This window comes from Micromonospora sp. NPDC047557 (assembly GCF_043205095.1).
GTDB lineage: Bacteria > Actinomycetota > Actinomycetes > Mycobacteriales > Micromonosporaceae > Micromonospora.
On sequence record NZ_JBIDDK010000012.1, the window covers coordinates 122872 to 145265 of the forward strand.

Genomic DNA, 22394 nt, shown 5'->3' on the forward strand with positions numbered 1-22394 from the left:
TGCCGGGCGAGGTTGGGTCACATGCACCGCTGTGGCGATGTCCGTCGAGGGCGCGGTCCGTGACACGAGAGTCGACTCATTCTGTTCCGTCAGCGTCTACTTCACCGTCTGCATTGGCTGACCGGTCGCACCTCCGCTGGCGGGCCTGATCGACTCGGATTCCTGGAAACCGGGGTATCCGGACGGCTGGAACACCCCGACATCCAGAAATCCGAGGGAGGATGCAGGTCCGGCACGGACAGGCAGAAGGACGGTGCCTTGTGGGGGAACGGACGTTGCTCAGTTCGTCGTTCGGCTCGGCGGCGTCCGCGTACGCCGAGCATCGCCCGGATTACGCGCAGGCCGCGGTGCGGTGGGCGCTTGAGTTCGCGCCCGGCCCGCGAGTGCTCGACCTTGGTGCCGGCACCGGCAAGCTGACCCACACGTTGGTCGCCGTTGGTGCGGACGTCGTCGCGGTCGAGCCCGACCCGGCCATGCGCACCGAGCTGCGCCGTGCCATGCCGGCCGTTCGTGCCCTGGCGGGTAGCGCCGAGGCGATCCCGTTGCCGGACGCGTCCGTCGACGCCGTGCTGGCCGGCAACGCCCTGCACTGGTTCGACATGGCCGTCGCGGGGCCGGAGATCGCCCGGGTCCTCGCACCCGGAGGCGTCCTGGCGGGCCTGTGGAACATCATGGACGACCGGATCGCCTGGGTCGCCGACCTCGAACGTGTCAGCGGGAGTGCGGCGATCGGCCCGCGTGACACGCTCACCAGTTGGCGCGCGGCGACCGCTGACATGCTCGTTCCGAGCACCGGCCTGGCCTCCCGGTTCGGTTCGTCGGAGCAGGCCGAGTTTCCACACGGTCAGCGCCGAACCGCCGACTCCCTCATCGCGACACTCGCGACCCGGGCCGGGATGCTGGTCATGCCGGAACCGGACCGGGAGGCCACGCTCGGCCGGATCCGCGCCTTCCTCGGGAGCAGGCCCGAAACCGCCGCGGGCGAGTTCAACCTGCCGATGCTGACCGGCGTGCTGCGCGCCCGCCGGCGCTGACGGTCAGCAGGTCACGTGCGGTAGTAGTCGGCTCTGCAGCGCGACTGCTCGGCTACCGAGAAAACCTCGAAGTCGCGAGCGGCCTCGCACGCGCTACTGCTCGGCCCAGACGCCCAACTCGTTGCCACTCGGGTCGGTGAAGTGGAACCGGCGGCCGCCGGGGAACTCGTACGGCCCGTTGACCACGTGACCCCCGGCCTCCTTCACCGCCTGCACGGACCGGTCCAGGTCACCTGAGTAGAGCAGCACCAGCGGGCCGCCCGCCCGCACCTCCTCGTCCAGACGGAGACCACCCACCTCGGGCGCGGCGTCGCCCTGCGGGCTGCGGATGCCCGCGTACCCCGGGCCGTAGTCGGTGAACTGCCAGCCGAACGCGTCGGCGTAGAAGCGCTTGGCCTCGGCGAGGTCGGTCACGGTGAGCTCGATGTAGTCGATGGTGTGGTGTCGATGGGGAGCTGACTCAGACATGCACCGCATTCTGTGCCTCGGGTACGACGGGTTCGTGAAGCGCAACTAAAGGTTGCGCGACGGGCGGCAGTCGTCGTACGGTTACGCAACCAAAGGTTGCATGTTGACGAGGCGAAGGAGTCTGACGTGGTGGACATTCTGCATCAGGTCGGCGTCGCGGCCCCGCTCGGCGACGTCTACCGAGCGGTGGCGACTCCCGAGGGCGTCGCGGGTTGGTGGTCGATCGACACGACCGGAAAGGCTGAGGTCGGCGGGCAGTTGGCCGTCCGGTTCGGTGCCGACGGTGGGTTCGATCTGGAGATCATCGAGTTGGACCCGGCCGGACGGGTGCGGTGGCGGGTCGTCGGTGGCCCCGACGAGTGGATCGGCACCGAGGTGAACTGGCGCTTCGACCAGCGCGGGACGTACACGAACGTTGATTTCACGCACGCGGGTTGGCGCGAGCCGAGCGAACTCATGCACGAGTGCAGCACCAAGTGGGCGATCTTCCTGATGAGTCTCAAGGAGCTGGTGGAGACGGGGCGCGGCCGGCCGGCGCCGGACGACGTCCAGATCGGCGACGGGCACTGACCTCGGTGGCGACGGAACCCGCCCCGTCCCGCCGCCCCACGCGGAACCCGGCAGCCACCAGGCCGAGAGTCACGATCGCCACCGCGCAGAGCAGCAGCGTCGGGCGTGCGCCGATGGCGCCGACCAACGGGCCGCCGAGCATCGTGCCGAGCGGCACCGCGAGCACAAGCACGGCGCCGTTCGCGGCGAGCACCGCGGGGAGCTGCTCGGTGGACGCGCTGCGCTGGAACAACGCCATCGACGTGGACATGTACGGCGCCCAGATCAGGCCCGCCACGGCGAACGCCGGCAGGGACAGGCCGATGGGCGCACCCAGGCCGAGGGGCAGCATGGCGACGCCGAACCCGATGACGATGCCGATGGTGGTTGCCCGTAGCGGCCAGTGGCGAAGGTGCCCGGCCACCACACCGCCGACGAGGCCGCCGACGCCGAAGGCGGTGTAGTACACGCCGAGCAGCGTCGCGGAGGCGTGCAGGTCGTCGGTGATGTGGATCGGCATGGCGACGTACACCGGGCCGAAGAGGAAGAAGAACGCGACGCTCAGCACCAGCAGGCCGAGCAGCGCGGGCTGACGGCGGATGAGCGCGAAGCCCGCGGTACGAGAGGCGCCGCGCTCGTACCGATGGATCATGTCGGTGGCGGGAAGGGCGAGGCGATAGGTGAGCGCCAGCACGGCGAACGTCGCGGCGTCGACGGCGATGACCCAGACCGGACCCGCCCAGCCGATCAGGATGCCTGCCAGCGGCGGGCCGACGATGGTGGCGAACCCGGAGATGGTGGTGAGCACCGCGTTGGCCGGCAGGTGGTGGCGCTGCGGCAGCAGCTCGGCGATCAGGGTGAACCGCCCGGCGGAGCCCCACGAGTGCAGCAGCGCGGAAGCGGCGAGCAGGACGACGTACAGCCCGATGGTGAGCATGCCGGCGAGGTGGGCGATCGGGATCGCCGCGAGCGCGGCGGCTCGCAGGATCGCGTCCCAGCCGGCGAGCTGAGCGCCGCTGCGCCCGCGCAGCAACCGACCGAAGATGACCGTCCCGGCCGCGCTGGGCAGGGTGTACGCGGCCACCGCGACCGCGATCCACAGGCCGCGCTGGCCCTGCGGCGCGAGCTGGATGGCCAGCCAGGTCACCGCGACCACCGCCATGCCGTCGCCGAGGGCGGACACGGCCAGCCCGGGCAGCACGCGCCGCAGCAGGGGATGGCTGACCACGGGCCAGTAGGGCGAGGTACGCGGGAACCGAGGCATGGCGACAGTCGACCCGGCATAGGCCGGATCGGCCAGCAAAGGCTGCCGACAGCAGAATCAGCCCGAAGCGGAACGCCGGTCCTCGTCCCTGGCTGACGGAGATCGACTCCGGTTCGCGCGGGTGCGGGTCACGCACACCTGCACGCACCGGAGTCGATCGACCGCCGCTACTCCGTTCGGTAGACGGAGATGTGTGCCGGGCTGTCGGCGCTGAACGGCAGCCGGTGCCAGTCGGCGTACCGCTCGGTGAGCCGGAGGCCCGCCTGCCGCGCCATCTCGTCGATCTGGTGCGGCCAGGCGTACCGCATGGCGAACGGCTTCAGGTGCACACCGTCACCGTCGAAGGTGATGGTCTGCCGGATGAACCGCTGCGCCGGTCGGTCGTACCGGTGCAGTCGGATCGTCGCGGAGTCCTCGGTCACCTCGCGGACCTGCACCTGCTCGTCGGCGTCGAAGCTGCGCGGGTCGGGCACGAACGTCTCGATGACGAACGCCCCGCCGGGCGACAGCACCCGGGCGACATTGCGGAAACAGTCCGCCTGCCGCTCGGCGTCCACCAGGTTGAACAGGGTGTTGAAGACCAGGTAGGCCAGGCGGAACGGGCCCTGCACATCCACGTCGGCCATGTCGCCGACGACCGCGGGGATCTGGTCGCCGCCGGGCTTGGCCCGCATCTGGGCCAGCATTTCCTCGGACGCCTCGATGCCGTGCACGCTGAGGCCACGCTCGGCCAGGGGCAGCGCGACGCGGCCGGTGCCGATCGCCAGTTCGAGGACCGGGCCGCCATCGGCCAGATCGGCCAGGAAGTCCACGGCGGGGGCCGGGTCGGGGTTGGTGCCGCCGTCGTCGTATCCGGCGGCCCAGAGCCGGCCGAAGAGGCCGGGATCGTCGAAGACCGACATCAGCGGCCTCCAGGGTTGGGATCAGTGGCGCCTAGCAGCGCCAGGGGAACGGTCCTGCTCACGAAGTCTCGATTCCTCGGATCGGATGAGGTCGGGTCGGAGGGACTTCGTCGAGTGGGGCATGTCGGATGCTCCTTCCGCGCGGCTGTGGACCGAGGACACCAGAGACGCCGCGGGCCCGGCAAGGCAATTACGCCAGCCGGGCCCGCGACGGGACGTGCGGTCAGGAGATGTGGTGCAGGATCACGTTGTGTACGTGGTGGCTCTTCTGCGCGCCACGGAACTCCACCTCGTAGGTGTGCGTGCCGACGTGGATGGCGATGGCGCCGGTGGAGAAGAACGAACCACCCCACGACTTGTTGCTGACCACGCTCACGCTGGTGATCTTCGAGTACGGGATACTGGTGATCGCGAACCGCTTCCCGACGAACGAGCGGTCCTGGATGATCACGCGGCGGTCGGTCAGCCCGATGAACCCGGTGCCGGTGCCGACGGCGTCGTAGACGGCGATGATCTGCTCGCCGTCGAGGAGGCCACTCTCGATCTGCTGGACCTGCTCTTTGCGGTCGTACGCGATGTTCGCCATGCGACCCAGGCTAGAAAGCCGGTGCCAACGTGACCGGTCGACCGGTTCGGTGCCCGCGGGTTGGCCACGCCTGGCGACATGCGGAAGCCCCGCACCTCCCCGTGTGGAAGCGGGCAGGCGCGGGGCTCCGGCGGTAGGTCAGTGGTCGCTGCGGGGGTCGTGGTCCGTGCTGCGGCTGCCGGCCTTGGCCAGGCCCCGGCTCACCAGATAGCCGATGGTCAGCAGGGTGATGTACCACCAGGCCTTGTCGGCGGCGAAGTAGTCCCCACCGTCGTTGGCGGCACCGTCGCCGACGGCGTTCGAGGCGATCAGCACACCGATGACGGCGAGCACGTAGATCGCCAGCTCGCTGGTCTTCCAGGACGGCTTCGTCTCGTCGCCGCGGCGGTTGACGCGGCGGACGTCGTGCTGACCGGCGTGCTCGACGTGGTCGTTGGCGCGGTTCTGCGTGGGGGTGGTCATATCAGCTCCTGAAAAGCACTATTTGGAAGGTCCCGCTCGTTTCGAGGGCTTTGTTGGCTCCCGTGTCGAACTGGTACCCGAGTGCCTTTCAGGGAAACCTCAGGTCTTCACAAGACTTTCAACAGAGTCTCAGGACTCGGTGACCGCGCGGTACGCGTCCTCGATGCGGGCGGCCAGCAGGACCTCGCCCTCGGTCAGCGGCTCGTCGTTGCCGTGCCCGACCCGGATCAGGGTGCTGTCGGACCGGCGGCTGATCTCGGGACGTAGGTGCAGAGCGTCGGCGACGACCTTGACCCGTTCAGTTAGCGCCGCGTGTTGGGTATCGTCGATCACGAGCGTCCGCCGGATCTGTTCACCCTCCCGCGTCCAACCGGTTAGCAAGGTCAACGCGTCGGACAGGTAGTCGTGCTTGGCTCGGCTGTTGAACAGCACGCGCATCACCGCACCCCCCAAGCGCCGTTGCCGGCTTGTGGCCAAATCGTCGCCATCCCGTGTCTTGTCGGTGCCTTCTAGTCTGTCGTCGCTCGGTAAGGGTGTCCACGCCCACACTTCCGTGTTCTGTTGGCCTAGCGGACGGCGTCGGTACCCAAACCGCCGATTGATCTGGCACCCTGGACGCCCGTGCAGACCGAACGGGCTAATGGCGACGGGCAGGCCGAACGACGGGACCTGAAGGTGATCGTGGGGGCGGCGATCATCCGGGACGGACGGGTGCTCGCGTGTGCGCGCTCCGCCCCGCCCGAGGTGGCCGGCATGTGGGAGTTCCCCGGCGGGAAGGTCGAGCCGGGGGAGGGGGAGACCGAGGCGCTGATCCGGGAGTGCGCCGAGGAGTTGGCCGTACGCGTGGAGATCGGCGACCGGGTCGGCCGCAACGTCCGGATGGCCCACGGCCGCTCGGTGCTCAAGGTGTACGCGGCCCGCCTCCTGCACGGCGATGAACCGCGGGCGTTGGAGCATCAGGCGCTGCGCTGGCTCGCCGCCGACGAGCTGGACTCGGTCACCTGGCTCCCCGCCGACGCACCCATCGTCGCCGCCCTGCGCCCCCGCCTCCTCGCTGGTTGATCATGAAGTTATTGCCCCGACACGCCGGTCGGCAGGGCAACAACTTCATGATCAACAGGGCCGGTCGGGTGGGGGTATGCGGACGGGGGCCCCGGCTATTGCCGGGGCCCCCGTTCGGGTGGTCGTGCTCAGTGCTTGTCGTCCTGGTCGGGGTGCGCGAAGTTGAGGTGCTCCGGATGCATCGGGAAGGTCACGTCGTCGCCGAACGGCGACGGCGCGGCGGCCCGGTCGAAGGTGAGCTCGGTCAGCGGCAGCCGGCCCCGGTCGTCGACCGCCGGCGCGGTGGGGTGCGGCACCTCCCGGTGCCAGTTCACGCCGCTCTGCGCCTGCGCCTCAGCCTGCGGGTCGTGCGAGCCACCCGCGTGCGAGTGCGTCCCGCCCCGGCTCGTGCCCGGCAGGCTCGCCGAGCCCGGACGGGCGGTGGTCACGCTGGTCTGGGGCGTCTCGCCCCGACGGAAGATCTTGCTACCAAGCCACACAAGGGGATCGTACCTGCGGTCGACGACGCGTTCCTTCATGGGGATGATCCCGTTGTCGGTGATCTTGATGTGCTCGGGGCAGACCTCGGTGCAGCACTTGGTGATGTTGCAGAAACCGAGGCCCTGTTCGGCCTGCGCGTACTCCCTGCGGTCGGTCCGGGCGTCCAGCGGGTGCATGTCCAGCTCGGCAGCCCGGATGAAGTACCGCGGGCCGGAGAACGCCTGCTTGTTCTCCTCGTGGTCGCGGATCACGTGGCAGACGTTCTGGCACAGGAAGCACTCGATGCACTTGCGGAACTCCTGCGAGCGCTCGACGTCGACCTGCTGCATCCGGTAGTCGCCCGGGGCGACGTCCGCCGGAGGGGCGAACGCCGGGGTCTCCCGCGCCTTCTCGTAGTTGAACGACACGTCGGTGACCAGATCCCGGATGACGGGGAAGGTCCGCAGCGGCGTGACCGTGACGGTCTCCTCGTCGCCGAAGGTCGACATCCGGGTCATGCAGCCCAGCCGCGGCTTGCCGTTGATCTCCATCGAGCAGGAGCCGCACTTGCCGGCCTTGCAGTTCCACCGGCAGGCCAGGTCGGGCGCGTCGGTGGCCTGCAGGCGGTGGATGACGTCGAGGACGACCTCGCCCTCGTTCACCTCGACCATGTAATCCTGCAGGTCGCCGCCGGTCTCGTCGCCCCGCCAGATCCGGAACTGACGCTTCGCGCTCATCGGTTGTCCGCCTCTCCAGCGTCGGCGAGAGAAGCGTCGAAGTCGGCGAGCTCCTCGTCGGTGAGGTACTTGGCCAGCTCGGCCCGGTCGAAGAGGCTGATCAGCTCCGGCCGCATCTTCGGCAGCAGCTTACGGGTCAGCCGTACGCTGTCGCCGTCCAGCGAGCAGACCAGGTTGACCTGCCGCCACTTCGGCTCCATCGCCGGATAGTCCTCCCGGGTGTGCCCGCCGCGCGACTCCTGCCGCTCCAACGCCGCCTTCGCGGTGCACTCCGAGACCACAAGCATGTTGCGCAGGTCCAGGGCCAGGTGCCAGCCCGGGTTGTAGCGCCGGCCGCCGGCGGCGCTCACCTTGGCGACCCGCTCGCGCAGCTCGGCCAGTCGCACCAGGGCGTCGGCCAGCTCGCCTTCGCGTCGGATGATTCCGACGAGATCCCCCATGACCGCCTGGAGGTCCTGCTGGAGGGTGTACGGGCTCTCGCCGGTGTCCCGTTGCAGCGGAGCCAGGGCGGTCTCCACCGCCGCCTCGACCGCGTCCACGGCCACCTTCGGCCGGGCGGCCAGCCCGTCGGCGTAGCTGGCCGCGTGCCCGCCCGCCCGCTTGCCGAAGACCAGCAGGTCGGACAGGGAGTTGCCGCCCAGCCGGTTGGAGCCGTGCATGCCGCCGGAGACCTCACCGGCGGCGAACAGCCCGCGTACGTGGCCGAAGGCGGCGCCCGAGTCCGGGTCCACCTCCACGCCACCCATCACGTAGTGGCAGGTCGGCCCGACCTCCATCGGCTCGGCCGTGATGTCGACGTCGGCCAGCTCCTTGAACTGGTGGTACATCGAGGGCAGCCGGCGGCGGATCTCGTCGGCCGAGCGCCGGCTCGCGATGTCCAGGAAGACACCGCCCGCGGGGGAGCCCCGACCGGCCTTGACCTCACTGTTGATCGCGCGGGCCACCTCGTCGCGGGGCAGCAGCTCCGGTGGACGCCGGTTGTTGTCCGGGTCGGTGTACCAGCGGTCCGCCTCCTCCTCGGTCTCCGCGTACTGCTTGCGGAAGACGTCGGGGACGTAGTCGAACATGAACCGCTTGCCCTCGGAGTTCTTCAGCACGCCGCCGTCGCCGCGGACCGACTCGGTGACCAGGATGCCCTTCACCGAGGGCGGCCAGACCATGCCGGTCGGGTGGAACTGGAGGAACTCCATGTTGATCAGCGTCGCCCCGGCGCGCAGCGCCAACGCGTGCCCGTCCCCGGTGTACTCCCAGGAGTTCGACGTGACCTTGTAGGAGCGCCCGACACCGCCGGTGGCCAGCACCACGGCCGGCGCCTCGAAGAGGATGAACTCGCCGGACTCGCGGTAGTAGCCGAAGGCGCCCGCGACCCGGTCGCCGTCGAGCAGCAGCTCGGTGATGGTCGTCTCGGAGAACACCCGGATCCGGGCGTCGTACGAGCCGAACTCGCGCTTGTCCTCCTGCTGGAGCGAGACGATCTTCTGCTGGAGGGTGCGGATCAGCTCCAGGCCCGTCCGGTCGCCCACGTGCGCCAGTCGGGGGTACTCGTGTCCGCCGAAGTTGCGCTGGGAGATCTTGCCGTCCTTGGTGCGGTCGAAGAGCGCGCCGTACGTCTCCAGCTCCCAGATCCGCTGCGGCGACTCTTTTGCGTGCAGCTCGGCCATCCGGAAGTTGTTGAGGAACTTGCCGCCGCGCATGGTGTCGCGGAAGTGCACCTGCCAGCTGTCCCGGCTGTTCACGTTGCCCATCGCGGCGGCGGCGCCGCCCTCGGCCATCACCGTGTGGGCCTTGCCGAACAGCGACTTGGAGATGATCGCGGTCTTCTTGCCGGCGAGCCGGGCCTCGATGGCCGCGCGCAGGCCGGCGCCGCCGGCCCCGATGACGACGACGTCGTAGTGGTGTCGTTCGATGCGAGTGGTAGTGGTCATGTCAGGGGCCCTTTAGTTGATGAACCGCAGGTCGTTGAACCAGCCGGCCGCGAGCGCCATGACGTAGAAGTCGGTAAGCGCGAGGGTGCCGAGGGTGATCCAGGCGAGCTGCATGTGCCGGACGTTCAACGCCGAGACGAAGGTCCAGGCCCGGTAGCGCACCGGGTGCTTGGAGAAGTGCTTGAGCCGCCCGCCGATGATGTGCCGGCAGGAGTGGCAGGAGATGGTGTACGCCCAGAGCATCACCACGTTGAGCAGCAGGACGAGGTTGCCCAGGCCGAAGCCGAAGCCCTTCGGCGAGTGGAAGGCGAGGATCGCGTCCCACGTGTTGATCAGCGAAATGATCGCGGCGGCGTAGAAGAAGTAGCGGTGCAGGTTCTGGCCGAGCAGCGGGAAACGGGTCTCCCCGGCGTACTCCTTGTGGCCGTCGGGAACGGCGCAGGCCGGCGGCGACAGCCAGAACGACCGGTAGTACGCCTTGCGGTAGTAGTAGCAGGTGAGCCGGAACAGCAGCAGGAACGGCAGGGTCAGCGCCGCGTCCGGGATGATCCACCAGCCGGGCAGGAACCGGCCGAAGTGCGAGGCTTCCTCGACGCACCGGTCGGTCACGCACGGGGAGTAGAACGGGGTCAGGTAGTGGAACTGATCCACCCAGTACCACTTGTGCATGAACACCCGGACCGTCGCGTACGCGACCCAGGCGCTGAGCCCGATCACGGTGATCAGCGGGGCGAACCACCAGCGGTCGGTACGCAACGTCTTCGCCGCGATGGCGGCGCGCGCCCGCGCTCCCCGCGGCCTCGTTGCCGTTGAAGTCATTCGAGTCGTCTCCTCGACGGGCCCGTACGGGCGGGCTGGCCTCTCTCCGGTCGGCACGCGGACCGGCGAACCCGCACCCGCTGCCACGTCATGCGCACACCAACGACCACGCCGGATCGACCGACGCAGCTAAGTGACACACGTTACGCCGATCTCTGCGAGCCGTCCGCGCAAGGGAGTGTCCCGTGTGTCTGGCCTGCGGAAAAGCCCTCAGCGCGCGGGTTTGCGGCGCGTCGTCGAGAAACGTCAGCCGGAGGCGCCGCCGGTGAAGTGCCAGGACGCGAGCCGCACCGACGGTGCTGCCCACCAGGCGCCGTCCACCCGGTCCGGTTGACGCACCGCCCGCGAGCCCAGCCCGAGCACCGCGCCCGGCCCGAGCGCCCGGGGGTACGACTCGGTGAACCGCAGGTCGCGGACCGCCCGGACGACCGTGCCGTCCTCGATCAGCCAGACCCCGTTGCGGGTCAACCCGGTGACGACGAGGCTCTTCGGGTCGAGCACCCGCGTGTACCACAGATCGGTCACCAGCAGCCCGCGCCGCACCCCGGCGACCAGCGCCGCGGTGTCCGTGTCCACCACCGCGCCGGCCGCCGTGCCCGTGGTGCTCCGGCCCACCGCGCTGGCCGGGCCCGCCGTTGCGGGAGAGAGCCGCAGGTTGCGGGCCATGGGGCCCCAGGTGGCACCGCCCGCGATCGCGTGCCCGGTGGACTCCGCGCCCGCCTCGGCGGCCGTCCGGCGGTCGTGCGCGATCGCTCGCGTGGTGCCCGCCTCGACAAGGGTCACCGCCCGCCGGCCGGTGCCCTCGGCGTCGAACGGCAGACCCGACGCGCCCAGCGGGTCATCCACCAGGGACACCTGTCGGTCGAACTGGGCCGCGCCCGGCTCGGCGAAGGACTGCCGCTCCGCGTACCGCTTGCCGTTGAAGCCGAACCAGGAGAGGTTCTGCAGCAGGTCCGCCACGGCGGCCGGCTCGAACACCACCTCGTAGCGCCCCGGCGGCAGCTCGACCGGGTCGGCCGCCGCCTGCGCCTTCGCGGCGGCGTGCGCTCCCAGCTCGGCACCGTCGAGGTCGGACAGCCGGTCGACGCAGCGTCGGGCCACCCCGTCCGCGCCGTCGCGCCGGGCGATGCCGTCCATCGCCGCCTCCGCCGAGCGACCGTACGCGGTGTGCCCGGCCGAGTTGGCGAACGCCGACGAGCGGTGCGCGGTGCGGCAGTATCCCGCCGTAATGAGGCCCCCGGCGGCGGCCACGAACGCGCCGACCCGGTCGGCCCGCTGGTCCGGCTCGGCGTGGGCGGTGGCCTCGTCGACGGGCGGGGCGTCCGGTGTGGGTGTCGGCGGGGCCAGCCCCGGCCAACCCGGGTCGGGCGGGCAGAGCCGCGCCGCCGCCAGGGTGCGCTCCACCAGCGCGCCCAACCCGTCGGTGGTGACCACGCTGCCGCTGCCGGCGGCGGTCCGTCCGTCGACGTGCACCCGCAGCCGGACGCCGACGGTGGACTCGGCGACGTTCTGATGGATGGCCGAGTTGGCGAACCGGGTCAGCGCCAGGTCCGCCCGGGTCACCACCGCCTCGGCCTGCGCGGCCGGCCCGCCGAGACGCCGAACCAGCTCGATGACCTGCCCGGCCAGCTCCAACTCCCTCGCCCCACTCACGGCAGCTCCTTTGGTCGCGACTGCGCGGCGCGTACAGCGTTCACGCCGACACCCCCACCCGGACGTTGCGGAAGCGGGCCGGCGCGGCCGGATGGCCGGTGTGCCCGATCTGGCCCGGCTGGCCCTTTCCGCAGTTGGGCGTCCCCCAGGGCACCGTCTCGCCGGAGAGCATGTCCATCGAGCGCCAGAAGAGCGGACCGATCCCGGTGTACGTGGGATTGCGCAGCATCCGCCCCCGGCGACCCTTCTTGATCTCCCAGCCGACCTCGCAGCCGAACTGGAAGTTGAGCCGCTTGTCGTCGATCGACCAGGACCGGTTGAGGTCCATCAGCACGCCGTCGTCGGTGGCCGCGATGATCTCCTCCAGGGTGTGCGGGCCGGGTTCCAGGCCGACGTTTGTCATCCGCACCATCGGCAGCCGGGCCCATCCGTCGGCGCGGACGCTGCCGCCGTAGTCGAGGCCGGCCATGGCCGCCGAGTCCCGGCCGGCGAGCACTCCCACCCAGCGACCGTCGCGCACCGCGTCCCGCTTGACCGCAGGTGAGCCCTCGTCGTCGAAGCCGAAGCTGCCCAGCGCGCCGGGGATCGTCGGGTCGATCGTGATGTTCATCAGCTCGGAGCCGTAGCGCAGCGAGCCGAGCTGGGCGAGGTCCAGCCAGGACGTGCCGGCGAACGCGGCCTCCCAGCCGAGGATCCGGTCCAGTTCGATGGCGTGCCCGACCGACTCGTGGATCTGCAAGGCCAACTGCTCGCCGCCGAGGATCAGATCCGTCTCGCCGGCCGGGCAGGGCGGCGCGGTCAGCAGCGCCCGGGACTCCTCGGCGATCTGCGCGGCGTGCGCGGCCAGGTCGAGCGACTCGACCAGCTCCCAGCCGGTGGTGCCGTACTGCCCGCGGTAGCTGGGCCAGGAGCGCCGCTGTGTCTCGCCGTCACCGATCGAGGTGGCCGAGATGCCGCCGCCGCACTCGCGGATGCGCTGGTCGATCCGGTGGCCCTCGCTGGAGACGAACCACTTGGCGGTGTCCCAGATCTGGTACAGCCCCTCGGCCAGGTCCGCGCCGTGCTCGGCCATCGTGCGGGTCGCGCCGACCAGCAGGTCGCCCTTGTCCGACAGGGGCACCCCGAGCGGGTCGATCCGGCAGTCCGAAGCCCAGCTCGCCGCGACCGCCTCGACCGCGACCAGGTCGACCGGCGGGCCGGGCACCCGCGCGCTCGCCATCGCGGTCCGGGTCGCGCGCCGGCCGGCGTCGCGGGCGGCGGCATCCGACAGATCGGGTACGGCGTGAAAGCCCCAACTCGCGCCGACCAGCGCCCGTACGCCCAGCCCGATGCTCTCGTCCTGGGTCAGCTCCTCCACGTCGCCGTTGCGCGCGGTCATCGACTCGTAGCGGCGGTGCATCACCCGCGCGTCGGCGTACCGCGCTCCCGCGTCGAGGGCGGCCTGGACGGCGGCGGTGGCCGCGTCGAACTCGGTCATGGACCGACCCTAGGCCAGCCGACCGACACCCGTCAGGGGAGCAGATCCTCCGGCCGGATGGTGGCCTTCACCGGCTCAGTGAGCACCAACAGATCGCCCGGTCGGGTTACGGACTGCTCGGTGTAGTGACCGCCCCGCCGCCGGTACAGATGCATGGTGCCGCTGTCCTGCTCGACCAGGAGATACCACTCGATGCCGGCGGCGGCGTAGTAGTGCATCTTGAGCACCTTGTCGGTCGACGCGTTGCTCGGCGAGATGATCTCGCAAACCAGCCGCACGTCCCCTGCCTCGACGTTGAGTTCGTCGAAGTCGATTGGCCCGGTGATGACAAGATCGGGGATCGGAATCCGGCCGGGCCGCAGGCGGACGTTGACCGCTTCCAGGACGTGCAGGCCGGCTTCGCGAACCGGGGCTCGTAGCACCGCGCGTAGCTCGCCGGAGATGTTCTGGTGTCGGGGGGTGGGGGCTGGGGTCACGTGGAGGCTCCCGTCGAAGAGTTCGACGCGTTGCTGCGTCTCGCCGAGGGCGAGGTACTCCTCTTCGGTCCACGGGCCTTCGTGGTTGAACACCGCCGCGGTCATCTTCACCTCCACCTCGTGCCAGCGGGAATCCTCTGCTGAGTGCTCGGCCAATGATCGCACCTGACGTGCGCTTAAGACCATGAATGCCCGAGGTGAGGGCTGTTCAGGGCCGATGCGGACTCGTTACGCTCGGGCCCGCTGACACGTGCCGACTTTGTAGCTTATTTTCACCCTCGGGACTTTGTTGTAAGTTCTCTTCGTCACTGAGGGAGGTGGCCGTGGACAGCTCGGAACCGTCGCCGTCCGGGGACCCGGACGACCGTCCCGCCGTGCCGGCACAGCGCTCCGACCAGGACGCCTACCTGCGGGTGAGTGACCTGCGGGTCCGGTTCGACACCTCCGACGGCGTGGTGCGCGCGGTCGACGGGGTGTCGTTCGCCGTCGAGCGGGGCCGCACTCTCGGCATCGTCGGCGAGTCCGGCTCCGGCAAGAGCGTCACGTCGCTGGCCATCCTCGGCCTGCACGACCCCAAGCGGGCCACCATCACCGGCGAGATCTCCGTCGGCGGCCGGCAGTTGGTCGGCCTGCCCGACGAGGAGGTACGCCGGCTGCGCGGCCGGGACATGGCGATGATCTTCCAGGATCCGCTGTCCGCGTTGCACCCGTACTACAGCGTCGGCCGGCAGATCGCCGAGGCGTACCGGGTGCACCACCCGAAGGCCAACCGGCGCGAGGCCCGCCAGCGCGCGGTGGACATGCTGGACCGGGTCGGCATCCCGCAGCCGGCCCGCCGCTATGACCAGTACCCGCACGAGTTCTCGGGCGGGATGCGCCAACGGGCGATGATCGCGATGTCCCTGGTCAACGACCCCGCGCTGCTGATCGCCGACGAGCCGACCACCGCGCTGGACGTCACCGTGCAGGCGCAGATCCTGGACCTGCTCGCCGACCTCCAGGCCGAGTTCCACTCCGCGATCATCCTGATCACGCACGACCTCGGCGTCGTCGGTCAGGTCGCCGACGAGGTGCTGGTGATGTACGGCGGGCGGGCCGTCGAGCACGGCAGCGTCGAGCAGGTGCTCCGCTCGCCGCAGCATCCGTACACCTGGGGGTTGCTCTCCAGCGTGCCGTCGCTGCACGGCGACGCGGACGCGGACCTGGTGCCGATTCCCGGCAACCCGCCCAGCCTGATCAACCTGCCGACCGGCTGCGCCTTCCACCCACGCTGCCGCTACGACGACCGCGTCGGCGACCGGTCCCGCACGGAGGTGCCCGAGCTGCGTCCGGCCGGGGCCGACGGCCACCTGGTGGCCTGCCATCTGAGCGCCGAGGAACGCGCCGCGATCTACGCCGAGAACGTGGCATCCGTGGGGGTGGCCCGATGACCGATGAACCACTGCTGCGCGTGCGCGGACTGACCAAGCACTTCCCGGTCCGCCAGGGACTGCGCGGCACCGGCCTGGTGCGGGCGGTCGACGGTCTCGACTTCGACGTACGCCCTGGCGAGACGCTCGGCCTGGTGGGGGAGTCCGGCTGCGGCAAGACGACCACCGGCCGGATGCTGGTGCGGCTGCTGGAGCCGACCGCCGGCAGCATCGAGTTCGACGGGCGGGACATCACCCACGCCGGCCGCCGCGAGCTGCGCCCGCTGCGGCAGGAACTTCAGATCATCTTCCAGGACCCGTACGCGTCGCTGAACCCCCGGCACACGGTGGGTCGGATCGTGGCGATGCCGTTGCAGGTCAACGGGATCAAGCCGCCGGGCGGGATCAAGGCGCGGGTGCAGGAGCTGCTGGAGCTGGTCGGGCTGAACCCGGAGCACTACAACCGGTATCCGCACGAGTTCTCCGGCGGCCAGCGCCAGCGCATCGGTATCGCCCGCGCGCTGGCCCTGCGGCCGAAGCTGATCGTCGCCGACGAGCCGGTGTCCGCCCTGGACGTCTCGATCCAGGCGCAGGTCGTCAACCTGCTGCGCGACCTGCAACGGGAGCTGGGCCTGGCGTTCGTGTTCATCGCGCACGACCTGGCCGTGGTCCGGCACTTCTGCCAGCGGGTAGCGGTCATGTACCTCGGGCGGATCGTGGAGATCGGCGACCGGGCGGACATCTACGAGCGCCCGCAGCATCCGTACACCCGGGCTCTGCTCTCGGCCATCCCGGACGTCACGCAGCTCGGCCCGGCGGGCCGGATCCGGCTGACCGGCGACGTGCCCACCCCGCTCGACCCGCCGTCGGGCTGCCGGTTCCGCACCCGGTGCTGGAAGGCGCAGGACATCTGCGCCACCGAGGAGCCGGCGCTGGTGCCGCGCGACGGCGGTCGGCAGGCCACCGCGTGTCACTTCCCCGAGCCGGCCGACGCCGGCCCGGACGTGGCCGCCGCCGGAACAGGTCGCGGCGTCGCAGCGAACGTCGAGGAGGTGTCGTCGTGAGCCTGTCTCCGGTGGAGGGTGTGGCGCTCGCCGAGATCGAGTCCAGCGCGGACCCGGGCGGGCCCGAGGCCAAGGGCGTCGTCGGGCGTTCGCCCGGTCAGCTCGCCTGGCTGCGGCTGCGTCGGGACCGGACGGCCGTCGTCAGCGGCGTACTCCTGGTGTTCTTCCTGCTCCTTGGGCTTTCCGCCCCGCTGATCGAGATGGTCTACGGGATTGGGCCGCGCGAGCAGTTCCAGAGCCTGCTGGACGGCTTCGGCATGCCGCTGGGTTACGTCGGGGGTGTCACCGGGGACCACTGGTTCGGGCTGGAGCCTGGGCTTGGCCGGGACATCTTCATCCGGTTGATCTACGGGCTGCGGACGTCGTTGTTCATCGCGTTCGCCGCCGCGCTGATCACCGCCACGATCGGCATCGTGCTCGGCGCGCTGGCGGGTTACCTCGGCGGCTGGCTGGACGCGGTGATCAACTGGATCACCGACCTGACCCTCGCCATGCCGTTCCTGATCATCGCGCTGGCGCTCACTCCCACCATCACGCTGCGCTTCTACGGCGAGCGGGGGCAGGTGTCGTCCGCCTTCGGGGTGGGCGTGCTGATCGCCGTGTTCGCCATCTTCGGTTGGACCAGCACGGCCCGCCTGGTGCGCGGGCAGGTGATCGCGCTGCGCGAGCGGGAGTTCGTGGAGGCCGCCAAGGCCAGCGGCGCCGGGCTGGGGCACATCATCTTCCGGCAACTGCTGCCGAACATCTGGGCGCCGATCCTGGTGTCGTTCTCCCTCGCCGTGCCGCAGTTCATCACCAGCGAGGCCGCGTTGTCGTTCATCGGCGTCGGCCTCAGCGACGAGACGCCGAGCTTCGGCCGGATGATCTACCGCAGTCTGGACTTCCTCCAGACCGACCCGGCGTACGTGTTCTTCCCGGGCATCACGATCTTCGCGCTGGTGTTCGCCTTCAACCTTTTCGGCGACGCGTTGCGGGACGCGCTCGACCCGAAGTCGTCCCGGTAGGGGTGGACTCATGTCACGGTTTCTGATCAAGCGGCTGTTCTCCGCGACGCTGACCCTGTTCGCGGTGAGCGTGCTGACCTTCCTGATGTTCTTCGCCCTGCCGCGTGACCCGGTGACCGGCATGTGCCCGAAGAACTGCAACCCGGAGCGGCTCGAGCGGGTCCGCGACGACCTGGGCTTGAACGACCCGCTGATCAGCCAGTACGCCGGTTACATGAAGGGCATCGTCACCGGTCGTGACCTGGGCAGCGCGCAGGGCGGCCGGTGTGACGCGCCCTGCCTGGGCTGGTCGTACGTCTCCAACGAGGCGGTCTCGGACACCATCGCCCGGGTGCTGCCGGTGACGCTGAGCATCGTGATCCCCGCGGCGATCCTCTGGCTGCTGCTCGGGGTGGGGCTGGGCATGATCTCGGCGCTGCGCCGGGGCACCTGGCTGGACCGCCTGGCCATCGGCTTCTCGCTGACCGGCGCGTCGTTGCAGCTCTACTTCGTGGGCGCGGTGCTGCTGCTGGTGTTCGTCTACAACCTGCGGCTGCTGCCGGTGCCCAGCTACACGTCCCTGTTCGACAATCCGGCGAAGTGGGCCAGTGGGCTGGTGCTCGCCTGGGTGGCGCTGGCCTTCCTGTTCTCGGCCATTTACGCCCGGCTGTCGCGGGCGCAGATGCTGGAGACGCTGTCGGAGGACTTCGTGCGGACCGCGCGGGCCAAGGGCCTGGCCAAACCGACGGTGTACGGGCGGCACGCGCTGCGCGCGGCGATCACCCCGGTGGTGACCATCGCCGGCCTGGACGTGGGCGGGGCGCTGGGCGGGACGGTGATCACCGAGACGACGTTCGGCATCCAGGGGCTGGGGCGTACGGCCGTGGACGCGGTGCGCTCGGGTGACCTGCCCACCATCATGGCCACCGTGCTGATCGCGGCCGTCTTCGTGGTGCTGGCGAACGTCCTGGTGGACCTGCTCTACGCGGCCATCGACCCCCGGGTCCGGCTGCGCTGACGCGGTGGGTGGCCACCGCGCGGCTGGTGGCGAAATTTATCGACAACTGTTACACAACTCGTAGGTTTTCTTCCTTACGATCCTCGGGACGTCGGCGGTTCTCGCCCCGGCGAAACCGCACGACACATGGGTGAAGGGGGTACTTCATGAGACCACGCGTGGTGGCTGCCGCAGGCGGCGCGATCGCTCTGGTGGTGGCATTGGGTGCGTGCTCGAAGAACACGGGCGAGGGCACCACTGTGGACACCGAACGGCAGCAGTCCGGGGTCATCGCGACCGACCCGAAGGACTCGCAGGGCCCGGCGGCCGAGGTGAGCGGCGCCGCGAAGGGCGGCACCTTCACCATCATCCGGGAGTCGCCGATCTCCCACCTGGACCCGCAGCGGACGTACTCGTTTGCCGGCCTGATGACCAACCCGCTCTTCGCGCGCTACCTGACCACCTGGAAGGACGACGGCAGGGGCGGCCTCGTCCTCGTTGGCGACCTGGCCGAGACGCCGGGCAAGAACGTCAACAACGACTGCAAGGTCTGGGAATTCACCATCAAGGACGGGGTGAAGTTCGAGGACGGCCGACCGATCACCTCCAAGGAGATCGCGTACGGCATCGCCCGCTCATTCGACCCGGACCTCTCCGGCGGCCCCACCTACATCCAGGAGTGGCTGGCCGACACCCCGCAGTTCGACACCAAGTGGGACTTCAAGAAGAACAAGACGTCGCTGCCGCCCGGCCTCACCACGCCGGACGCCAAGACGCTGCGCTTCGAGTTCGCCAAGCCCCGCTGTGACCTGCCGTTCGCGGTCTCGCTGCCGACCACCGCGCCGCTGCCGGCGGACAAGGACACCGGCGTCGACCTGGACAAGCAGCCGTTCTCGTCCGGCCCGTACAAGGTCGCCAAGAACCAGGTCGGCGTGCAGATCACCCTGGACCGCAACCCCAACTGGGACCCGAAGACCGACCCGGTCCGCCACCAGTACCCGGACCAGTTCGTGTGGACCTTCGGCCCGACGGCGGACGCCGCCAACAACCGGGTGATCGCCGACAACGGCGCCGACCAGAGCGCGCTCGCCTTCAACACCGTGCCCGCCTCGCTGGTCGCCAAGGTGGCCGGGGACGCCGCGCTCAAGTCGCGCACCATCCTCTCGCCCACGCCGAGCGCCAACCAGCTCGTCATCAACAACCAGCGGGTCACCGACCTGAAGGTCCGTCAGGCGCTCAACTACGCCATCGACCGCGAGGGCCTCATCAAGGCGATGGGCGGGCAGACCGTCGCCGCGCCGATGACCACGCTGATGCCGTCGGCCACGATCGGCTACAAGGCGTACGACGCGTACCCGGCGGGCGCCAACGGCAACGTCGACAAGGCCAAGGAGCTGCTCGGCGGCAAGACGCCGGAGCTGGTCCTCGGTGTCGCCGACAACTCGACCGAGCAGCAGCAGGGCGCCCAGCTCAAGGCCAACCTGGAGCGGGCTGGCTTCAAGATCACGCTGCGGAACATCTCCGACGACGCCAAGCTCGACGAGGTCAAGAAGAAGGACAACCCCTGGGACCTGTACATCGGTAACTGGGCGGCGGACTGGCCGAGCGGGGCGTCGATCCTGCCGGTGCTCTACGACGGCCGCACCATCAAGGCCGAGGGCAACAGCAACCAGTCCTACTTCAACGACCCGGCGATCAACGCCGAGATGGACCGCATCCAGGCGATGCCCGCCGCCGACCAGGGCCCGGAGTGGGCCAAGCTCGACGAGCGGATCATGAAGGAGCACGCGCCCGTGGTGCCGCTCTTCGTCGACGTGGCCTACAACGTGCACGGGTCCAAGGCCGGCGGGGTCTTCATCTCCAGCGTCTTCGGCTACCCGTCGTTCGTGAACGCGTACGTCAAGCCGTAGGTCGTATCGCAGGCAGGCAGGGCCCCCTCTCCACAGCGTCGTCGGGAGGGGGCCTCGCCGTTTCAGCTAGGGCTTGGCGTGCCCACCAGCAGCGGCAACGCGCACGTGTCAGCCGTCGGCGGTGACCGTCGGTCACCTCCGCCGGGACGGGTGCCCTGTTGAGCGGTATACCTCAGAGTCATATTCATACCTCTGAGGTATACCGCTCAACAGCACATCGACATGCCGGGCCGGCCAAAGCGCACGCTGGCCGCCTCCGCCACCCACCGGGACGGATCGGTCCGACGGGCCGACAATTCCACGAAGATGGGCACATGGCGGAGATCTACCCAGATGACGGCAACGGCGACGGGGAAACCCCCACAGAGGCCGTGCCCGGCCTGCGCCCCGAGAGTGAAGGCGCCGCTGATGCCACGCCGCGCACGCTCGACGTCGATGGAGAGACGTTCGCTCTCCGCCGAAACGAGTGCGATGGCACCGACTACACGTGGCTCAGCGGGCCGAACCCCGGCTACGGCTTCGGTATGAGTCCGACCGCCGGCCTGTCACTCGACGAGCACCGGGAGAACATCCGCGACTTCCTGGCCATGGTTGACCCCACGACCGGACGCATCGAAGACGACTGAACACGGCCGTGACGCCGACGACACGCCGGCATCGCTGGTACAACACCAGCCGCCGCCATTCCAGCGCTCCCGTACCGTCGCTCGATCCGGCGCTGCCCTTGGCCGCCCCGGAGCCGACAGAGTGCGGCAGCACCACCGCTTGAGCGGCAATGACGCACCGCTCGGCCGTTGACCCCGTCACATCGATCTGTTTGGCTGCCTTCGCGATGACCTTGAGAGCCCCTCACAAACGGGAGATAGTTATGTCCTTCGGTGCCGCAATCAAATCGGTTCTCAGCCAGTACGTCGGCTTTACGGGTCGGGCCCGCCGGTCTGAGTACTGGTGGTTCGCCCTGTTCACTGTCCTTGTCAGCATTGCCGCCGCGATCCTGGACAGCGTGCTGGGATTGACCTTCGTGGAGGGTTCGACGAGCGGTGTCATCGGTCTTATCGCTTCCCTGTTGCTGCTGCTGCCGACGCTGGCTGTCGCGGTGCGACGCCTGCACGACACCGACCGCACGGGGTGGTGGGTGCTGATCGGTCTGGTGCCGCTCGTGGGCGCCATCGTCCTGATCGTGTTCTTCGTGCAGGACGGCACGCCCGGAGCGAACCGTTTCGGCCCCAGCCCCAAGGGCTGACCGCTGTCCGCGCTATTACGCGCACGGACTCAAGACCGGGCAGGCAGGTCCCCTTCCGACAGCTGTCGGAAGGGGACCTTCGTCGTCGAGGGTTCTGCGGCGCACGTCAGGTGACGTTGCGGATGTGACCGCCGTCGACGCGGAGGTTGGCGCCGCTGATGTAGCCGGCCAGCGGACTGGCCAGGTAGGCCACAGCGGTGGCGATTTCCTCCGGCCGACCGAGACGATCGACGTCGTTGGGAACCAACTCGTTCGTCGCGTCCTGTTCGATCTGCTCCCAGGTCTCGCCCCAGCCTCGAGCGGGGGCGATCTCGGTCAGCAGGTCCTTGACGGCCTCCACGAGGATCGCGCCGGGTGCGACGATGTTCGAGGTCACGCCGGTGCCCTTCAGTTCCCGGGCGAGCGAGACAGCCAGGTTGTGCCGGGCGGCGAGCGTGGCGTTGTACTGCGGGTGCTGGAACAACGGCTGTGTGGCGAGGCCTCCACCGATGGTGATGACGCGGCCCCAGCCACGTTCTCGCATGGCGGGCACCAGTCGTTGGATCATCCGTACACCGGAGATGACATTGCCCTCGTAGGTATCGCGCCAGGTGTCCGGCGTGGCATCGGTCCAGGAGAGGTGCTTGTAGGCGCCAGCGTTGTTGACCAGGATGTCGACGGAACCTCCGGCCAGAGCCGCTGTAGCTACCGCGTCCGCGCCCTCGTCGGTGGTGAGATCGCCCAGGGCGATGTCGGCTTTCCCACCGCCGGCACGGATCGCCTCAGCTACCGCCGTAGCGCGCTTTTCGTCCCGTCCGTGCACGATCACCTCAGCGCCTTCGGTGGCGAGCAGACGCACCATCGCCTCGCCCAAGCCGGAGCTTGAGCCGGTCACCAGGGCACGCTTGCCGTTCAGTTGCAGATCCATGAGGTTCT

Annotated in this window: 23 protein-coding genes; 10 read left to right on the forward strand and 13 right to left on the reverse strand. The window is 69.6% G+C overall.

The genetic code is table 11. The annotated features are described in order from the left end of the window. The first annotated feature begins 221 nt into the window (after positions 1 to 221). Positions 222 to 1034, forward strand: a complete 813-nt coding sequence (locus tag ACGGAQ_RS24825) for a class I SAM-dependent methyltransferase (protein ID WP_393052860.1) — start codon at positions 222 to 224, stop codon at positions 1032 to 1034. Between the two features lie 93 nt (positions 1035 to 1127). Here ACGGAQ_RS24825 and ACGGAQ_RS24830 read toward each other — a convergent pair whose 3' ends face one another. Next, positions 1128 to 1502, reverse strand: coding sequence for a VOC family protein (locus tag ACGGAQ_RS24830; RefSeq protein WP_393052862.1), 375 nt, complete (start codon positions 1500 to 1502; stop codon positions 1128 to 1130). A gap of 126 nt (positions 1503 to 1628) precedes the next feature. Here ACGGAQ_RS24830 and ACGGAQ_RS24835 point away from each other — a divergent pair, with 126 nt between their 5' ends. After that, complete coding sequence (locus ACGGAQ_RS24835; RefSeq protein WP_393052864.1) at positions 1629 to 2072, forward strand: SRPBCC domain-containing protein; 444 nt, start codon at positions 1629 to 1631, stop codon at positions 2070 to 2072. On the opposite strand, the gene ACGGAQ_RS24840 is transcribed toward ACGGAQ_RS24835, so the two are convergent. The 5 genes from ACGGAQ_RS24840 to ACGGAQ_RS24860 all read right to left on the reverse strand — a co-directional run bounded on the left by ACGGAQ_RS24840 (position 2002) and on the right by ACGGAQ_RS24860 (position 5703). Further along, entirely contained in the window at positions 2002 to 3315 is a 1314-nt protein-coding gene (locus ACGGAQ_RS24840) for an MFS transporter (RefSeq protein ID WP_393052866.1), read from the reverse strand. The two genes, ACGGAQ_RS24835 and ACGGAQ_RS24840, sit on opposite strands and share 71 nt — an antisense overlap. Positions 3316 to 3482: 167 nt before the next feature. Continuing rightward, positions 3483 to 4217, reverse strand: coding sequence for a class I SAM-dependent methyltransferase (locus ACGGAQ_RS24845; protein ID WP_393052868.1), 735 nt, complete (start codon positions 4215 to 4217; stop codon positions 3483 to 3485). A gap of 223 nt (positions 4218 to 4440) precedes the next feature. Next, on the reverse strand, positions 4441 to 4803 hold the full coding sequence (locus ACGGAQ_RS24850; protein ID WP_203147864.1) for a PH domain-containing protein: 363 nt from the start codon (positions 4801 to 4803) through the stop codon (positions 4441 to 4443). Between the two features lie 138 nt (positions 4804 to 4941). Further along, a complete protein-coding gene (locus ACGGAQ_RS24855; RefSeq protein WP_088950099.1) occupies positions 4942 to 5265 on the reverse strand; it encodes a hypothetical protein in 324 nt (107 codons plus the stop codon). A gap of 129 nt (positions 5266 to 5394) precedes the next feature. Further along, positions 5395 to 5703 (reverse strand): 4a-hydroxytetrahydrobiopterin dehydratase, encoded by a 309-nt coding sequence (locus tag ACGGAQ_RS24860; protein ID WP_393052871.1) that lies wholly within the window; start codon positions 5701 to 5703, stop codon positions 5395 to 5397. A 183-nt stretch (positions 5704 to 5886) separates the two neighbouring features. Between ACGGAQ_RS24860 and ACGGAQ_RS24865 the strand changes: the two genes are divergently transcribed. Continuing rightward, the gene (locus tag ACGGAQ_RS24865; protein WP_393052873.1) at positions 5887 to 6327 is read left to right on the forward strand and encodes a (deoxy)nucleoside triphosphate pyrophosphohydrolase; all 441 of its coding nucleotides are present in this window, start codon (positions 5887 to 5889) and stop codon (positions 6325 to 6327) included. A 128-nt stretch (positions 6328 to 6455) separates the two neighbouring features. Here ACGGAQ_RS24865 and ACGGAQ_RS24870 read toward each other — a convergent pair whose 3' ends face one another. The 6 genes from ACGGAQ_RS24870 to ACGGAQ_RS24895 form a co-directional block, all read right to left on the reverse strand. Then, a complete protein-coding gene (locus ACGGAQ_RS24870) occupies positions 6456 to 7523 on the reverse strand; it encodes a succinate dehydrogenase/fumarate reductase iron-sulfur subunit (protein WP_393052875.1) in 1068 nt (355 codons plus the stop codon). Continuing rightward, on the reverse strand, positions 7520 to 9448 hold the full coding sequence (locus tag ACGGAQ_RS24875) for a fumarate reductase/succinate dehydrogenase flavoprotein subunit (RefSeq protein ID WP_393052877.1): 1929 nt from the start codon (positions 9446 to 9448) through the stop codon (positions 7520 to 7522). The genes ACGGAQ_RS24870 and ACGGAQ_RS24875 overlap by 4 nt, the downstream gene beginning before the upstream one ends. A 12-nt stretch (positions 9449 to 9460) precedes the next feature. Beyond that, positions 9461 to 10267, reverse strand: coding sequence for a hypothetical protein (locus ACGGAQ_RS24880; protein ID WP_354857056.1), 807 nt, complete (start codon positions 10265 to 10267; stop codon positions 9461 to 9463). 246 nt (positions 10268 to 10513) lie between these two features. Continuing rightward, positions 10514 to 11920, reverse strand: a complete 1407-nt coding sequence (locus ACGGAQ_RS24885) for a TldD/PmbA family protein (protein WP_393052879.1) — start codon at positions 11918 to 11920, stop codon at positions 10514 to 10516. 40 nt (positions 11921 to 11960) lie between these two features. Next, positions 11961 to 13397 carry a TldD/PmbA family protein gene (locus ACGGAQ_RS24890; protein ID WP_387258472.1) on the reverse strand — a complete coding sequence of 479 codons (1437 nt, stop codon included), beginning with the start codon at positions 13395 to 13397 and terminating at the stop codon, positions 11961 to 11963. Between the two features lie 32 nt (positions 13398 to 13429). After that, positions 13430 to 13978 carry a Uma2 family endonuclease gene (locus tag ACGGAQ_RS24895; RefSeq protein WP_089021897.1) on the reverse strand — a complete coding sequence of 183 codons (549 nt, stop codon included), beginning with the start codon at positions 13976 to 13978 and terminating at the stop codon, positions 13430 to 13432. Between the two features lie 269 nt (positions 13979 to 14247). Between ACGGAQ_RS24895 and ACGGAQ_RS24900 the strand changes: the two genes are divergently transcribed. The 7 genes from ACGGAQ_RS24900 to ACGGAQ_RS24930 all read left to right on the forward strand — a co-directional run bounded on the left by ACGGAQ_RS24900 (position 14248) and on the right by ACGGAQ_RS24930 (position 21479). Beyond that, positions 14248 to 15303: an ABC transporter ATP-binding protein gene (locus ACGGAQ_RS24900; RefSeq protein ID WP_393052980.1), complete on the forward strand. Its 1056-nt coding sequence runs from the start codon at positions 14248 to 14250 to the stop codon at positions 15301 to 15303. Continuing rightward, positions 15300 to 16346 (forward strand): ABC transporter ATP-binding protein, encoded by a 1047-nt coding sequence (locus tag ACGGAQ_RS24905; RefSeq protein WP_393052882.1) that lies wholly within the window; start codon positions 15300 to 15302, stop codon positions 16344 to 16346. Before ACGGAQ_RS24900 ends, ACGGAQ_RS24905 begins: the two co-directional genes overlap by 4 nt. Beyond that, positions 16343 to 17350 (forward strand): ABC transporter permease, encoded by a 1008-nt coding sequence (locus tag ACGGAQ_RS24910; RefSeq protein ID WP_393052884.1) that lies wholly within the window; start codon positions 16343 to 16345, stop codon positions 17348 to 17350. The genes ACGGAQ_RS24905 and ACGGAQ_RS24910 overlap by 4 nt, the downstream gene beginning before the upstream one ends. A 10-nt stretch (positions 17351 to 17360) precedes the next feature. Continuing rightward, positions 17361 to 18347 carry an ABC transporter permease gene (locus ACGGAQ_RS24915; RefSeq protein WP_354857043.1) on the forward strand — a complete coding sequence of 329 codons (987 nt, stop codon included), beginning with the start codon at positions 17361 to 17363 and terminating at the stop codon, positions 18345 to 18347. Positions 18348 to 18493: 146 nt separating this feature from the next. Next, positions 18494 to 20236: an ABC transporter substrate-binding protein gene (locus tag ACGGAQ_RS24920; protein ID WP_393052886.1), complete on the forward strand. Its 1743-nt coding sequence runs from the start codon at positions 18494 to 18496 to the stop codon at positions 20234 to 20236. A gap of 314 nt (positions 20237 to 20550) precedes the next feature. Next, positions 20551 to 20862 carry a hypothetical protein gene (locus tag ACGGAQ_RS24925; RefSeq protein WP_393052888.1) on the forward strand — a complete coding sequence of 104 codons (312 nt, stop codon included), beginning with the start codon at positions 20551 to 20553 and terminating at the stop codon, positions 20860 to 20862. A gap of 242 nt (positions 20863 to 21104) precedes the next feature. After that, positions 21105 to 21479, forward strand: a complete 375-nt coding sequence (locus tag ACGGAQ_RS24930) for a DUF805 domain-containing protein (RefSeq protein ID WP_393052890.1) — start codon at positions 21105 to 21107, stop codon at positions 21477 to 21479. 106 nt (positions 21480 to 21585) lie between these two features. Here ACGGAQ_RS24930 and ACGGAQ_RS24935 read toward each other — a convergent pair whose 3' ends face one another. Beyond that, positions 21586 to 22386 carry an SDR family NAD(P)-dependent oxidoreductase gene (locus ACGGAQ_RS24935; protein ID WP_393052892.1) on the reverse strand — a complete coding sequence of 267 codons (801 nt, stop codon included), beginning with the start codon at positions 22384 to 22386 and terminating at the stop codon, positions 21586 to 21588. Positions 22387 to 22394: the final 8 nt, after the last annotated feature.

Bases quoted from the DNA above. Each gene is read 5' to 3' on its own strand.
- ACGGAQ_RS24890 (WP_387258472.1), bottom strand. From the start codon at position 13,397: ATGACCGAGTTCGACGCGGCCACCGCCGCCGTCCAGGCCGCCCTCGAC.
- ACGGAQ_RS24905 (WP_393052882.1), top strand. From the start codon at position 15,300: ATGACCGATGAACCACTGCTGCGCGTGCGCGGACTGACCAAGCACTTC.
- ACGGAQ_RS24840 (WP_393052866.1), bottom strand. From the start codon at position 3,315: ATGCCTCGGTTCCCGCGTACCTCGCCCTACTGGCCCGTGGTCAGCCAT.
- ACGGAQ_RS24930 (WP_393052890.1), top strand. From the start codon at position 21,105: ATGTCCTTCGGTGCCGCAATCAAATCGGTTCTCAGCCAGTACGTCGGC.
- ACGGAQ_RS24880 (WP_354857056.1), bottom strand. From the start codon at position 10,267: ATGACTTCAACGGCAACGAGGCCGCGGGGAGCGCGGGCGCGCGCCGCC.
- ACGGAQ_RS24895 (WP_089021897.1), bottom strand. From the start codon at position 13,978: ATGACCGCGGCGGTGTTCAACCACGAAGGCCCGTGGACCGAAGAGGAG.
- ACGGAQ_RS24850 (WP_203147864.1), bottom strand. From the start codon at position 4,803: ATGGCGAACATCGCGTACGACCGCAAAGAGCAGGTCCAGCAGATCGAG.
- ACGGAQ_RS24855 (WP_088950099.1), bottom strand. From the start codon at position 5,265: ATGACCACCCCCACGCAGAACCGCGCCAACGACCACGTCGAGCACGCC.
- ACGGAQ_RS24825 (WP_393052860.1), top strand. From the start codon at position 222: ATGCAGGTCCGGCACGGACAGGCAGAAGGACGGTGCCTTGTGGGGGAA.
- ACGGAQ_RS24875 (WP_393052877.1), bottom strand. From the start codon at position 9,448: ATGACCACTACCACTCGCATCGAACGACACCACTACGACGTCGTCGTC.
- ACGGAQ_RS24860 (WP_393052871.1), bottom strand. From the start codon at position 5,703: ATGCGCGTGCTGTTCAACAGCCGAGCCAAGCACGACTACCTGTCCGAC.
- ACGGAQ_RS24830 (WP_393052862.1), bottom strand. From the start codon at position 1,502: ATGTCTGAGTCAGCTCCCCATCGACACCACACCATCGACTACATCGAG.
- ACGGAQ_RS24925 (WP_393052888.1), top strand. From the start codon at position 20,551: ATGGCGGAGATCTACCCAGATGACGGCAACGGCGACGGGGAAACCCCC.
- ACGGAQ_RS24915 (WP_354857043.1), top strand. From the start codon at position 17,361: ATGTCACGGTTTCTGATCAAGCGGCTGTTCTCCGCGACGCTGACCCTG.
- ACGGAQ_RS24870 (WP_393052875.1), bottom strand. From the start codon at position 7,523: ATGAGCGCGAAGCGTCAGTTCCGGATCTGGCGGGGCGACGAGACCGGC.
- ACGGAQ_RS24920 (WP_393052886.1), top strand. From the start codon at position 18,494: ATGAGACCACGCGTGGTGGCTGCCGCAGGCGGCGCGATCGCTCTGGTG.
- ACGGAQ_RS24845 (WP_393052868.1), bottom strand. From the start codon at position 4,217: ATGTCGGTCTTCGACGATCCCGGCCTCTTCGGCCGGCTCTGGGCCGCC.
- ACGGAQ_RS24935 (WP_393052892.1), bottom strand. From the start codon at position 22,386: ATGGATCTGCAACTGAACGGCAAGCGTGCCCTGGTGACCGGCTCAAGC.